This is a genomic window from Pseudomonas sp. MSSRFD41, assembly GCF_014230245.1.
Taxonomy (GTDB): domain Bacteria; phylum Pseudomonadota; class Gammaproteobacteria; order Pseudomonadales; family Pseudomonadaceae; genus Aquipseudomonas; species Aquipseudomonas piscis.
The window spans coordinates 37,941-50,838 of the sequence record NZ_JACKZK010000001.1 but is presented as its reverse complement, the minus strand read 5'-3'; the positions used below and the strand labels follow the sequence as shown (position 1 = coordinate 50,838).

Annotated in this window: 11 protein-coding genes; 8 read left to right on the top strand and 3 right to left on the bottom strand. The window is 63.8% G+C overall.

Going from position 1 to position 12,898, the window contains the following annotated elements; translation table 11 throughout:
- Positions 1–68: 68 nt before the first annotated feature.
- Both H7A76_RS00230 and H7A76_RS00225 read right to left on the bottom strand, forming a co-directional pair.
- Complete coding sequence (locus H7A76_RS00230; protein ID WP_185696688.1) at positions 69–1,019, bottom strand: homoserine kinase; 951 nt, start codon at positions 1,017–1,019, stop codon at positions 69–71.
- 65 nt (positions 1,020–1,084) lie between these two features.
- The gene (locus H7A76_RS00225) at positions 1,085–1,372 is read right to left on the bottom strand and encodes a DUF2782 domain-containing protein (RefSeq protein ID WP_185696687.1); all 288 of its coding nucleotides are present in this window, start codon (positions 1,370–1,372) and stop codon (positions 1,085–1,087) included.
- Positions 1,373–1,446: 74 nt separating this feature from the next.
- Here H7A76_RS00225 and polA point away from each other — a divergent pair, with 74 nt between their 5' ends.
- Positions 1,447–4,233, top strand: a complete 2,787-nt coding sequence (gene polA / locus H7A76_RS00220) for a DNA polymerase I (RefSeq protein ID WP_185696686.1) — start codon at positions 1,447–1,449, stop codon at positions 4,231–4,233.
- Positions 4,234–4,642: 409 nt separating this feature from the next.
- Here polA and yihA read toward each other — a convergent pair whose 3' ends face one another.
- Complete coding sequence (gene yihA / locus H7A76_RS00215; RefSeq protein ID WP_185696685.1) at positions 4,643–5,284, bottom strand: ribosome biogenesis GTP-binding protein YihA/YsxC; 642 nt, start codon at positions 5,282–5,284, stop codon at positions 4,643–4,645.
- Between the two features lie 192 nt (positions 5,285–5,476).
- On the opposite strand from yihA, the gene H7A76_RS00210 reads away from it, so the two are divergent.
- The 7 genes from H7A76_RS00210 (at position 5,477) to H7A76_RS00180 (ending at position 12,898) form a co-directional block, all read left to right on the top strand.
- The gene (locus tag H7A76_RS00210) at positions 5,477–5,767 is read left to right on the top strand and encodes a c-type cytochrome (RefSeq protein ID WP_185696684.1); all 291 of its coding nucleotides are present in this window, start codon (positions 5,477–5,479) and stop codon (positions 5,765–5,767) included.
- A gap of 45 nt (positions 5,768–5,812) precedes the next feature.
- Positions 5,813–6,418: a cytochrome c gene (locus H7A76_RS00205; protein WP_185696683.1), complete on the top strand. Its 606-nt coding sequence runs from the start codon at positions 5,813–5,815 to the stop codon at positions 6,416–6,418.
- A 196-nt stretch (positions 6,419–6,614) separates the two neighbouring features.
- Positions 6,615–7,244 (top strand): thiol:disulfide interchange protein DsbA/DsbL, encoded by a 630-nt coding sequence (locus H7A76_RS00200; protein WP_185696682.1) that lies wholly within the window; start codon positions 6,615–6,617, stop codon positions 7,242–7,244.
- Positions 7,245–7,255: 11 nt separating this feature from the next.
- Positions 7,256–8,134: an endonuclease/exonuclease/phosphatase family protein gene (locus H7A76_RS00195; protein ID WP_185696681.1), complete on the top strand. Its 879-nt coding sequence runs from the start codon at positions 7,256–7,258 to the stop codon at positions 8,132–8,134.
- Positions 8,131–10,329 carry a GGDEF domain-containing protein gene (locus tag H7A76_RS00190; RefSeq protein ID WP_185696680.1) on the top strand — a complete coding sequence of 733 codons (2,199 nt, stop codon included), beginning with the start codon at positions 8,131–8,133 and terminating at the stop codon, positions 10,327–10,329. The genes H7A76_RS00195 and H7A76_RS00190 overlap by 4 nt, the downstream gene beginning before the upstream one ends.
- 90 nt (positions 10,330–10,419) lie before the next feature.
- Entirely contained in the window at positions 10,420–11,202 is a 783-nt protein-coding gene (locus H7A76_RS00185) for an N-acetylmuramoyl-L-alanine amidase (protein ID WP_185696679.1), read from the top strand.
- Between the two features lie 73 nt (positions 11,203–11,275).
- Positions 11,276–12,898 carry an EAL domain-containing protein gene (locus H7A76_RS00180; RefSeq protein WP_260497881.1) on the top strand — a complete coding sequence of 541 codons (1,623 nt, stop codon included), beginning with the start codon at positions 11,276–11,278 and terminating at the stop codon, positions 12,896–12,898.

Sequence of the window (12,898 nt, the reverse complement as noted above, 5' to 3'; positions counted from 1 at the left end):
GCTTGATCCTTCGCGGGCCAGTCCGCTCCTGCTCGTTCATGGCAGGGGCGGCTGGCCCGCGATGCGTTTCAGAGGGCGAACGGCAGGGCCACGCTGACCTGCTGGCGCTGGGCCAGGTAGCGCTGGAACTCCATCGGATCGTGGATCAGTACGTCCTGGCCGGCGAAGGTCTCGGCGGCGATCAGGCGCGACAGCCAGAAGCGCACGCAGGCCACCCGCAGGATGGTTGGCCACAGCTCGGCCTCGGCGGCGGTGAATGGTCGCAAGGTCGCGTAGGCACCGAGCAGGGCCCGGGCGCGCTGGCCGTCGAGCACGCCTTGGGCATCGGAACACCAGTCGTTCAGGGCGATGGCCACGTCATACAGCATCGGCCCCGAGCAGGCGTTGTAGAAGTCGATCAGGCCGGTCAGGTGGGTGCCTTCGAACATGGCATTGTCGCGGAACAGGTCGGCGTGGATGTTGGCCCGCGGCAGGGCGAGGATCCTGGCCTGGTGTTCGACGATCTCTTGCAGCGCACGTTGCAGCAGGTCCTGGGCGGCGCTGTCCAGGCGCGGCAGCAGCTTGGCGCCCTCTTCCTGCATCCAGTCCAGGCCACGATCGGTCTTGCGCTGGATCATGTTGTCCTTGGTGGCCACGTGCAGGTGGCCCAGCAGCTCGCCGACCTGGACGCAGTGCTGGGCGTTGGCCTGCTTGATGTGCTTGCCGGCCAGGCGCGGTTGCAGCAACGCCGGCTTGCCCGCCAGTTCCCGCAGGGCGATGCCGTCGGTGGTGCGCAGCGCGTAGGGCACCGGGAGGTCGGCTTCGTGCAGCACGTCCAGCAGTTCGATGAAGAACGGCATTTCCTGGACCGGGCCGCGCTCGACCAGGGTCAGGACGAACTCGCCCTGTTCCAGGCTGATGAAGAAGTTGGTGTTTTCGCTACCAGCGGCAATCCCCTGGAAGTCAAGCAGGCGGCCGAGCCCATACGGGGCGAGAAAGGTTTCCAGCTCGGGCCGAGCCAGGGGGGTGAACACAGACATGGTTGAGAACTGCCAGTACCGGCGCCGCTATCGAGACGGCGCCATTGAGTTGAAATGGGAGTGGCTTACCACTCGAAGATTTTCCACGAAGGGATCAGCATATCCGGCTGGTCCGAACGGATGAAGTTGCCGTCGGAGCCATCGGCGCGCACCAGGAAGTAGGGCTTGCCACCTTTTGGCGTGACCTTGATCGCATACAGGAAGCCATTTTGCCGGTATTCCTGGATGGTCTTGTCGCCTTCCGTGCGAATGGTGACTTCCGGGTCGGCCGAAGGCGCGTCTTGCGCGGCGATCGCTGCCATGGAGGAGACTGCAATCAAGCCGGCCAGCAGCAAGCGATTTAGTGTGCGCATGATAACCTTGTCCCTTTGTCGTCAACGGTCCCGCTATTCTAGCGCCGGACCCGCCCAAAAGGTTGATCCTACTCATGAGCCAAGCCCCCCTCGTCCTGGTGGACGGTTCGTCCTACCTGTACCGCGCCTTTCATGCGCTGCCGCCGCTGACCACCTCCAAAGGCATGCCGACCGGCGCGGTCAAGGGCGTGCTGAACATGCTCAAGAGCCTGCGCAAACAATATCCGCAAAGCCCCTTCGCCGTGGTGTTCGACGCCAAGGGCGGAACCTTCCGCGATGAAATGTACGCCGAGTACAAGGCCAACCGCCCGAGCATGCCCGACGACATGCGGGTGCAGATCGAACCCCTGCACGCCAGCGTGATCGCCCTGGGCTTCCCGCTGCTGTGCGTCGAGGGCGTGGAGGCCGACGATGTGATCGGCACCCTGGCCCGCAGCAGCGCGGCGGCGTCCCGGCCGGTGGTCATCTCCACCGGCGACAAGGACATGGCGCAGTTGGTGGATGGGCACATTACCCTGGTCAACACCATGTCCGGTAGCAGCATGGACGTGGAGGGCGTGAAGGAGAAATTCGGTGTCGCTCCCGAGCAGATCATCGATTACCTGGCGCTGATGGGCGACTCTTCCGACAACATTCCTGGTGTCCCGGGCATCGGCCCGAAGACCGCCTCGGGCTTGCTGGTGGGGGTCAACGGCGGCCTCAAGGAACTCTACGAGCAACTCGATATCGTGCCTACCCTGCCGATTCGCGGGGCCAAGACCTTGCCGGCCAAGCTCGAAGAGCACAAGGAAATGGCGTTCCTTTCCTACCAGCTGGCCACCATCAAGGTCGACGTACCGCTGGAGGTGGGGCTGGATGACCTGCACCTGCGCGAGCCGGACCGCGAGAAGCTGGCAGAGCTCTACAGCCTGATGGAATTCAAGAGCTGGCTCGACGAGTTGCAGCGTGATGCCAAGCGTGTCGAGCTCGATTTGGCTGCGGCTCCGGTCGCTGCCGAGCAACCCGCGACCGAGCAGGCGCCGCTGGAATTGCAGTACGAAACCATCCTCGACCAGGCGCGTTTCGATGCCTGGCTGCACAAGCTCAAGGGCGCCAGGCTGATCGCCTTCGACACCGAGACCACCGGCATCGATGCACAGCAGGCGCAACTGGTGGGCCTGTCTTTCGCGGTCCAGGCGGGCGAGGCGGCCTATGTTCCCCTGGCCCATAGCTACTTCGATGCGCCGCAGCAGCTGGATCGCGACGCGGTGCTGCTGGCCCTGAAGCCGCTGCTGGAAGACCCGAAGCTGCTCAAGGTGGGCCAGCACGCCAAGTTCGACATGAACATCCTGGCCAACTGCGCCATCGGTGGCGACCCGGCCAATGGCATCACCATGCGCGGCGTGGCCTTCGATACCATGCTCGAGTCCTATGTGCTCAATTCCACCGCCACCCGCCATGACATGGACAGCCTGGCGCAGAAATACCTGGACCACACCACGGTGAGTTTCCAGGACATCGCCGGCAAGGGCGCCAAGCAGCTGACGTTCGACCAGATCCCGCTGGAGCAGGCCGGCCCCTACGCCGCCGAAGACGCCGATGTGACCCTGCGCCTGCACCAGGCCCTGTTCGAGAAACTCAGCGCCATCCCGAGCCTGGCCAGCGTGCTGACCGATATCGAGATGCCGCTGGTGCCGGTGCTGGCGCGCATCGAACGCCAGGGCGCGCTGGTGGATGACAAGCTGCTGGGCGTGCAGAGCATCGAGCTGGGCGACAAGATGGTGGCCCTGGAGCGCGAGGCCTTCGCGATCGCCGGCGAGGAGTTCAACCTGGGCTCGCCCAAGCAGCTGGGCAGCATCCTCTACGACAAGCTGGGCCTGCCGGTGCTGAAGAAGACCGCCAAGGGCCAGCCATCCACTGCCGAAGAGGTCCTGGCCAAGCTGGCCGAGGACGACTACCCGCTCCCCCGGGTGCTGATGCAGTACCGCTCCATGAGCAAGCTCAAGAGCACCTACACCGACCGCCTGCCGGAGCAGATCAACCCGCGTACCGGGCGGATCCACACTTCTTATCACCAGGCGGTGGCTTCCACCGGGCGCCTGTCGTCCAGCGACCCGAACCTGCAGAACATCCCGGTGCGCACGGCAGAGGGGCGGCGCATTCGCCAGGCCTTCGTCGCTCCGGCCGGGTACAAGCTGCTGGCCGCGGACTACTCGCAGATCGAGCTGCGGATCATGGCCCACCTGTCCCAGGACGAAGGCCTGCTCAAGGCCTTTCGCAACAACCAGGACGTGCACACCGCCACGGCCGCGGAAGTGTTCAAGGTCGAGCTCGGGGACGTTACTTCCGAGCAGCGCCGCAGTGCCAAGGCCATCAACTTCGGCCTGATCTACGGCATGGGCGCGCAGAAACTGGGCAAGGACATCGGCGTCGATACCAAGCAGGCCAAGGCCTATATCGACACCTACTTCGCCCGTTATCCGGGGGTGCGCGAGTACATGGACCGCACCCGCGCCCAGGCGGCCTACCAGGGCTACGTGGAAACCATCTTCGGTCGTCGCCTGTATCTGCCGGAGATCAACTCCAACAAACCCCAGGAGCGGGCGGGCGCCGAACGCACCGCGATCAACGCACCGATGCAAGGCACCGCCGCGGACATCATCAAGAAGGCCATGGTGGCGGTGGACAACTGGCTGCAGGCCTCGGGCCTGGATGCCAGGGTCATCCTCCAGGTGCACGACGAACTGGTCCTGGAAGTCCGCGAGGACCTGGTGGACCAGGTGCGTGAGGACATTCGCGGTTACATGAGTGGCGCCGCGACCCTGGATGTACCGCTACTGGTCGAGGTCGGGGTGGGAAATAACTGGGATGAGGCCCATTAAGGGGACTTTTTGCCGATGTTTGCCGCGGCATAGTGTCGCGGCAAACATGCCTGAAGAACCATTAGCACGAAAAATTTCAGTGTTTATCGCCAATAGTTTTTGTTCGTGGCCGGAACTAAACCGGGAAACGCCCACTCAGAGTTACTGAATGGCTGGTGAAGCCCTTCAATGCTCCTATGTTGTGTTAAGTGTTGGCAGATATCTGGACCCCGCCCTAGCGGTCTAGAACTTGAACCCCGAACTTCCCCCTCCCCATATGAAGTCCGGGGTTTTTTTTGCCTGAAAATTGCCTGGGTGGCGACCATGCTGCGTTAAAAAACGGCGGGAAATGCTCATTTAGGCCCCTAAACTCCGCTTTCCCGCCGCTTTTTGCCTTGCCTGATCACCGCGCAGACAATTTTTATCTCTCTCAGGCCTCGATCTCGGCGCCTTTGTCGGCCAGTTCCAGCCAGCCCGCCAGCACGGTGTAGGCCTCTTCCAGTCCCATGCGCTTGGGTGCGGAGAACAGCTGGATGGTGATGGCGTCGCCCCAGCCCTTGCGGATCTGCGACTGGACCTTGAGCAGGGTGTTCTTGCCCGCGCCATAGGTCAGCTTGTCGGCCTTGGTCAGCAGGATATGCATCGGCATGCCGCTGGCCACGGCCCAATCCAGCATCAGGGTGTCGAAGTCGGTCATTGGATGACGGATATCCATCATCAGGATCAGCCCCTTGAGGCTCTCGCGGCTGCCCAGGTAGGCCTCGAGGTGGCGCTGCCAGTGCTGCTTGAGCGGGATCGGTACCTTGGCGTAGCCGTAGCCCGGCAGGTCGACCAAGCGGCGATCGTCGTCTAGCTTGAAGAAGTTCAACAACTGCGTGCGCCCCGGGGTCTTCGAGGTGCGTGCCAGGCTGGCGTGGGTCAGGGTGTTCAGGGCGCTGGACTTGCCGGCGTTGGAGCGCCCGGCGAAGGCCACTTCGAAGCCGGCGTCATCGGGACATTGGTCGACCTTGGCGGCGCTGAGCATGAAAGTGGCCTGTTGGCACAGACCGAGGATGGGGTTCTTCAGTTGCATGGGATTTCCGAATAGGGGCGATGCCGGGGATGGGTGCGGCGAGCGGTGTCGTTTCCGTTTCAGTAACGCCAGTATATAATGCCGCAGATTTTGTGTGCGCTTTGTCCCAGCGTAGGATGAAGCTCACGAGAGCGATAAACCTTGTATGCGCATTAGAACGCAGCACGCTCTCAACCCTGAAAAGGTCGTTTTATGACGAAATGGCTGCTGGCTACCGGTCTCTTGATGCCGCTTTACAGCGCGCAGGCTACACCGGATCCGGAAGCTGTGTACAACCGTGTTTGTGGGGCATGTCATTCCGGCCAACTACCCACGGCGCCCCGCAAGGGCGACCAGGAAGCTTGGGCGCCGAGGCTGGTGCAAGGTATGGAGACGCTGGTGCAACACGTGACCCAGGGTTTCAAGGCGATGCCGCCGCGTGGTTTGTGCATGGACTGCAGTGCCGAGGATTACCGAGCCATCATCCACTGGATGAGCGAGTGATCCCGGTCCATAACTCTTAACCCTTAGCCGTAGTTGGATTAGCTGATGAACAAATTACTCGTGAGTCTGCTGTTGACCCTGGGCATCACCGGTGTTGCCCATGCCGCAGGCGACGCTGCTGCCGGTCAGGCGAAAGCCGCAGTCTGTGGCGCATGCCACGGCCCTGATGGGAACAGCATGGCGCCAAACTTTCCCAAGCTGGCGGGTCAGGGGGAAAAGTACCTGGACAAGCAGCTGCACGATATCAAGTCCGGCAAGCGGCAAGTACTGGAAATGACCGGCTTGCTGACCAACCTGAGCGATCAGGACCTGGCCGACATCGCCGCCTACTTCGCCAGCCAGAAAGGCAGCGTCGGCGCCGCCGATCCCAAGCTCGTGGCCCGTGGCGAAGAGTTGTTCCGCGGCGGCAAGCTGGACCAGGGCATGCCTGCCTGCACCGGTTGCCACTCGCCGAACGGCGTGGGTAACGCAGCCGCCGGCTTCCCGCACCTGGGCGGCCAGCACGCTCAATACGTAGCCAAGCAGCTGACCGACTTCCGCGAAGGCGTCCGTACCAACGACGGCGACACCATGGTCATGCGCAGCATTGCCAGCAAGCTGAGCAACAAGGACATCGAAGCCGTGTCCAGCTATATTCAGGGCCTGCACTGAGGCCGCTGCGATCAGTGGCCGGCAGGTGCATGGCCACGGCAAGGTTAATGATCGATTAATCTGACGGTGCAAGCATAAAGGGTGGCTCAGGCCGCCCTTTTTTATGGCGCCAGCCGCTACACTAGCGAACTCAAGCCCGCCATGATCTGTCTGAAATCAGGTCGCGCGAGGCGCCTAAATCGTCCAGGAGTAAAGCATGCGTAATCTGATCCTCAGCGCCGCTCTCGTTACCGCCAGCCTGTTTGGCGTGACCGCTCAAGCCGCCGAGCCGCTTGAAGCCGGTAAACAATATGTCGAGTTGAGCAGCGCCGTTCCGGTTGCCGTGCCTGGCAAGATCGAAGTGGTGGAACTGTTCTGGTACGGCTGCCCACACTGCTACGCCTTCGAACCCACCATCAACCCATGGGTCGAGAAGCTTCCGGCCGACGTCAACTTCGTGCGGATCCCGGCCATGTTCGGCGGCATCTGGAACGTTCACGGCCAGCTGTTCATCACCCTGGAAGCCATGGGTGTCGAGCACAAGGTGCACAAGGCCGTTTTCGAGGCCATCCACGGTGGCAAGAAACTCGCGACTCCTGAAGAAATGGCCGACTTCCTGGCTGGCGAAGGCGTCGACAAGGACAAGTTCCTCAGCACCTACAACTCCTTCGCCGTGAAGGGCAAGGTCGAGGACGCCAAGAAGAAGGCCCAGGCCTACCAGATCAGCGGCGTACCGACCATGGTGGTCAACGGCAAGTATCGCTTCGACCTGGGTACCTCCGGTGGTCCTGAAGGCGCGCTGAGCGTGGCCGACCAGCTGATCGCCAAAGAGCGCGCAGCCAAGTAAGCGCCGCCGCCATGCCGCGCTGGGGCTCGGAACGCATCGTTGGCCTGCATGATCCGCAGGTCAACGAACACCATTTGGCGTCGACCGGCTTGCCGGCTGACAGCCGCCTGCGCTTACTCAGTTTCAACATCCAGGTCGGCATCAGTACCGAACGCTATCGGCATTACCTCACCCGCGGCTGGCAGCACCTGCTGCCCCACAACGGCCGGGCGGACAACCTGCAGAAGATCGGCAGCCTGCTGGCGGATTTCGACCTGGTGGCCCTGCAGGAGGTCGATGGCGGCAGCCTGCGTTCGGGCTACGTCAACCAGGTGGAGCACCTGGCCCAGCTGGGTGCCTTCCCCTACTGGTACCAACAACTCAATCGCAACCTCGGACGCTTGGCCCAGCACAGTAACGGTGTACTCAGCCGCATGCGTCCCTGGGCCATCGAAGACCACCCCCTGCCAGGCCCCAAGGGTCGCGGTGCGATCCTCCTGCGTTTTGGCGAAGGTCCGGAAGCGCTGGTGGTGGTGATGATGCACCTGGCGCTCGGCGCCCGGGCCAGGACCCGGCAACTGGCATATATCCGCGAGTTGATCGGTGGCTACAAGTACCAGGTGCTGATGGGGGACATGAATACCCACGCCAGCGACCTGCTGGAGCATTCTCCCCTGCGTGACCTCGGCCTGCTGGCGCCGCAATTGCAGGCGACCTTCCCTAGCTGGCGTCCGCAACGCTGCCTGGACCACATCCTGCTCAGCCCCGGCCTGGCGCTGGAGCGTGTCGAAGTCCTGGCCCAACCCATTTCCGATCACCTGCCGGTCGCGGTAGAGATTCGTCTGCCGGGTTCGCTCACGGCTGATGCATTGCCCGCGTTGAGTCCTGCCCCTCGCGGAACCGATGAATGAGCGACGACGCCCAACGCTGGAAAGAAAAATACCTCAAGAGCATCGAGCAACAGGAAAAGCTCGAGCGTCGTTGGGCTGCCCGCCTCGACTTGCTGCGCCGTGGCCTGGTGCGCAGCACCCTGGCGGCTGAAGGCACCGACCGCGCGGTCGACCAGTGCATGAAGGAAATGCGCGAGGTCGTGCGCACCGATGATATGGACGCCGGCCTCGCGGCCTTGATTCCGCGCCTGGAAAAGGCCGTGCTGGATTCCGAGCAGCGCCGGGAGACCCGCATCGACCAGATGAGCAGCGCCCTGACGGCCCTGGTCGCCCAGTTGCAGACCTTGCCCCTGCCCCGTGAGGTCAGTCGTCCGCTCAAGGCCTTCGCCAAGCAATTGGATGGCCGGGTCGGCCAAGCGCGGGAGATCCCACTACTGCTCGGCGAGCTGAGCGCCCTGCAGGGCAAGGCCCTGAGCCAGCTGGAAAACCCGGTGGAACCGGGGCGTCCGAGCCTGCTGCAACGCTTGTTCGGAACGCGAGATGCCAGCGCAGAAGCTGCACCTGCGAGCGAAGCCGGTGCGCCGCCGGTGTCCGCTCCAGCGCCGGAGCAGACACTCCAGCCACAAGACACTGCGGATGACATGGCGCCGGAGCATGAGCCAACGCCTGCTCCCGCACCCACTTCTGCTGCCCCCGCAACCGGTGCCGCTACCCAGGTCCCCGCCGTTGCAGCGGCGGAACCGGCGCCGGGGCATGTCCTGCCCGAGCCTGCCTTCGAGCCTGTCGCGAGTGTCGAGTCCAAGCCAGAGCCAGTTGCCGACACTGACGCCGAGGTTGCGGCCCAGCCTGCAGTGGCGGCCTTTGTGCCGCCGGTCCTGGTTCGGGAAGATGCCGCACCACAACAAGCAGTGGAACCCCAGGCCCAGGAACCTGAAGCGGATGCAGCACCCGTGGCACCCTCAATCGAGATGGCGCCTGAGCCGTTAGCCGAGGCCCAGGCCGCCAGCACACTTGAGACCAGCAATCCCGATGAGCTGTTGCCCATTCCCGCAGCGGCGTTGCTCGACAGCCTGCCGTTGCCGGTGGCCATGGCCGAGGCCCTGGCGGCCATCGATCCCGAGCAGCCAGAGCAGGACGTACTCTATGCCCTGCCGGACTCCCCCGAGCCGTCCTACAGCTCGGTGGCCAAGCACATCGAGCACACCCTGCTGGGCCTGCTCGATGACCTGAGCCTGCCGGAGCGGCACCGGCCCCAGGCCGAGGCCATGCGTGACCGCCTGCAGCATGGGCTGAACTGGTACGAGCTGCTGCCGATCCTCGATGATCTGGCGGTCTTGATGCTGGCCATCACCGACTCCGGCCAGCATGAGTTCGAGGATTACCTCAAGCAGCTCAACGAGCGCCTGGAGGCCTTCCAGAGCAACCTGCAGGCTGCCAGCGACGGGCATGCCGACATCAGTTCGGCGGCGCGTGCCATGGACTCGCAGATCCGCGAGCAAGTCGACGGCCTGCAAAGCAGCATGCAGGAAGCGGCCGACCTGGATGACCTCAAGCAGGTCCTGGAAAGCCATCTCGAAGGCCTGCTGGGCACCATGGACCAGCACCAGAAGCAACGCGACCAGCGCGAGAAGGACATGGCCACCCGCCTGCAAAGCCTGGCGGCACGGGTGTCGAGCATGGAACAGGAAGCCCAGGGTTATCGCGAGCACCTGGAAGAGCAGCGGCAGAAGGCCCTGGTCGATCCGCTCACCGGCCTGCCCAACCGTGCGGCCTGGAGCGAGCGCCTGGAACATGAGGTCGGCCAATGGCAACGCCACGGCAACAGCCTGTTGCTGGCAATGCTCGACCTGGATCACTTCAAGCGGATCAACGACAGCTATGGCCACTTGGCGGGTGACAAGGTGCTCAAGATCATCGCCAATGTGCTGCGCAAGCGCCTGCGTGGCACCGACTTCATCGCCCGCTTCGGCGGCGAGGAGTTCGTCCTGCTGATGCCCGACACCCCATGGGCAGTGGGAACGCGTTTGGTGGAAACCCTGCGGGCGGCGATCGAGGCCTGCCCGTTTCACTTCAAGGGCGAGCCGGTGACGGTCACGGTTTCCATCGGCTTGAGCGCCTTCAAGGCGGGAGATCGCAGCGAACTGGTGATCAAAAGAGCCGATCAGGCGCTGTACCGGGCCAAGGATGCTGGTCGCAACCGGGTCGAGGCCGGCTAAGGCGCCACTCGCCTGCGCAGTTTTGCCCATGATCTGGGGAGCAGTACGTTACACTGTTGCATTAATGTCCCAAGCGTATTGTTCCCTGCCATGAAAGTCCCTGTCCTTGCCTTCTGCTTCCTGTTGATGCTCGCCGGCTGCGCCAGCGGCCCGCGTATCGACACCAGCCACCCCTCGGTCAATTACGACCAGCGTGCCCAGTTCATCATCGTCCACTACACCTCGGCATCCATGGAGCGCTCCCTGGCCCTGCTGACCCACGGGCAGGTCAGCAGCCACTACCTGATCGGCGACGACAAGTCCGCCACCATCTACAAGCTGGTGGACGAGCAATACCGCGCCTGGCATGCCGGTGAGAGTCAGTGGCAAGGCCGGACCTGGCTCAACTCCAGCTCCATCGGCATCGAGATCGTCAACCCGGGTTTTCGCGATGGCCCCAATGGGCGCCTGTGGTACCCCTACAGCGAGGCGCAGATCCAGAACCTGATCGTGCTGCTCAAGGACATCAGCAAGCGCAACAATATTTCCCCGCGGCACATCATCGGCCACAGCGACATCGCGCCGCTACGCAAGCTCGACCCGGGCCCGCTGTTCCCCTGGAAGCGCCTGGCCGAAGCTGGCCTGGGCCTGTGGCCCGATGCCCAGGCCGTGGCACGCCAGCAAGCGTTCTATGCGGTCAACCTGCCGAGCATCGGTTGGTTCCAGCAACAGTTGGCGCGGCTGGGCTATGCCACCCCGCAGACCGGCGAGCTGGACGTGGCCACCCGGCATGTCCTGGCGGCCTTCCAGATGCACTACCGGCCAGGTCGTTTCGATGGCACCCCGGACGCCGAGAGCGCGGCGATCCTGCAGGTCCTCAACCAGACAAAATAATGACGCCGCCGGACGGTCCGCGCCGATGGCCCAATCAGTTGCTATAACTCATTGGTAATCCTTCGGATCTTCCATGATGCCGGCCGCCCGCGAGACCCCGCGCACCTGGTTTTATCGCCCCTGGTTGCTGGCGATGCTGGCGGCTGTCCTGAGCGCGGCGGTGCTGATGCTGTGCAGCATCGGGGTGGCCATGCACGAGGTCCAGCAGCGCGAAAGCGAGCAGATGAACGCCCAGGGCCGGCGGTTCCTGGAGCGCCTGGAGCAGCTCTTCAGGCAACTGCGCGAGGGCCTGGACACCCTGGAAGCGCAGCCGCTGCGTGGGTGCAGCGCGGACATGACTGCCGTGCTGCAACAGGTCAGCTTCAACTATCGCTTCATCTACGAGGCGGCCTACATGGATGCCGACCAGACCTGCTCCAATTGGCCCCGGCAGAACCTTGCGACTTCTCCCCGGCCGGCGGACATCCGCGGACCCACCTACAGCTACTGGCTCAATACCTCCGCCCAGCCCAACGAAAACCTGGCGGCGCTGATGCTCGGCCGGGGCAATTTCCGCGTCGCCACCTCACGCGGACACCTGACCGACGTGGTCGACCTGCCGCCCGGCGGTAGCCTGATGGTGGTGGTCGACCACGGTGCCCGGGCCATACCGGTACTGGGCCAGGCCCGTTCCTGGCCGCCGGCGCAACCCTGGCAGGACGATCGCAGCCGGCCGTTGCAGGTGACCCGCGACTTGTTGGTGTACCGCATGCCGACCCGTAATCCCGAATACCAACTGGTGCTGATCACGCCACGGGCCAGCATGCAGGCCGAGTTGCTCGATGGCTGGTGGTGGCTGCTGCCGACCAGCCTGCTGCTGGCGCTGTTCATCGGTGCCCTGGTGTATCAGTTGGCGCGCCAGCGCCAGTCCCTGGGGGCCGAATTGCAGGGGGCCTTGCACCGTGGCGAGCTGCAGGTGCTGTACCAACCGATCTTCGACCTGAACAGCCGGTTGTGCGTGGGGGCCGAGGCGCTGCTGCGCTGGCGGCGTCCGGACGGCACCTTGACCAGCCCCGACCTGTTCATCCCCTTGGCGGAAAACACCGGGCAGATCCGCCAGATCACCGATTTCGTCCTGCAACGCCTGCTGGAGCAACTGGGGCATGTGCTGCGGGCCAATCCGCAACTGTATATCTCGGTCAACCTGGCGGCCTGTGACGTGATGGTGCCGCGTGTCGGCCGGGTCATGGCCAGGCTGCTGGCGCTGCACCGGGTCGCGGCGCGGCAGATCGCCTTCGAGGTGACCGAGCGTGGGTTGATCGACGTGGTGGTGGCGCGCAACAACCTGCAAGCCCTGCGGGATGTCGGGCACAAGGTGCTGATCGATGACTTCGGCACGGGATACTGCAGCCTGGCCTACCTGCAGAACCTGCCGGTGGATTGCCTGAAGATCGACAAGGCGTTCGTCGACGCCCTTGGCCACGACGCCGCCAGCAGCGGTGTGGCGCCGCACATCATCCGCATGGCCCATGCCTTGAAACTCAAGGTGATCGCCGAAGGCATCGAGTGCGAGGAGCAGGCCGTGCTGCTGAGCAGCGAAGGCGTGAGCTTCGGCCAGGGCTGGCTGTTCGCCCATGCCCTGAGCGCCTTGCAGTTCACCGAGTTGATCACCCGTGGCCGACGCCTGGTGGCCAGGCGCCTGGACGATGAAGCCTGA

Excerpts from the sequence above, each read along its gene's own strand:
- H7A76_RS00230 (WP_185696688.1), bottom strand. The coding sequence starts at position 1,019 with ATGTCTGTGTTCACCCCCCTGGCTCGGCCCGAGCTGGAAACCTTTCTC.
- H7A76_RS00225 (WP_185696687.1), bottom strand. The coding sequence starts at position 1,372 with ATGCGCACACTAAATCGCTTGCTGCTGGCCGGCTTGATTGCAGTCTCC.
- polA (WP_185696686.1), top strand. The coding sequence starts at position 1,447 with ATGAGCCAAGCCCCCCTCGTCCTGGTGGACGGTTCGTCCTACCTGTAC.
- yihA (WP_185696685.1), bottom strand. The coding sequence starts at position 5,284 with ATGCAACTGAAGAACCCCATCCTCGGTCTGTGCCAACAGGCCACTTTC.
- H7A76_RS00210 (WP_185696684.1), top strand. The coding sequence starts at position 5,477 with ATGACGAAATGGCTGCTGGCTACCGGTCTCTTGATGCCGCTTTACAGC.
- H7A76_RS00205 (WP_185696683.1), top strand. The coding sequence starts at position 5,813 with ATGAACAAATTACTCGTGAGTCTGCTGTTGACCCTGGGCATCACCGGT.
- H7A76_RS00200 (WP_185696682.1), top strand. The coding sequence starts at position 6,615 with ATGCGTAATCTGATCCTCAGCGCCGCTCTCGTTACCGCCAGCCTGTTT.
- H7A76_RS00195 (WP_185696681.1), top strand. The coding sequence starts at position 7,256 with ATGCCGCGCTGGGGCTCGGAACGCATCGTTGGCCTGCATGATCCGCAG.
- H7A76_RS00190 (WP_185696680.1), top strand. The coding sequence starts at position 8,131 with ATGAGCGACGACGCCCAACGCTGGAAAGAAAAATACCTCAAGAGCATC.
- H7A76_RS00185 (WP_185696679.1), top strand. The coding sequence starts at position 10,420 with ATGAAAGTCCCTGTCCTTGCCTTCTGCTTCCTGTTGATGCTCGCCGGC.
- H7A76_RS00180 (WP_260497881.1), top strand. The coding sequence starts at position 11,276 with ATGATGCCGGCCGCCCGCGAGACCCCGCGCACCTGGTTTTATCGCCCC.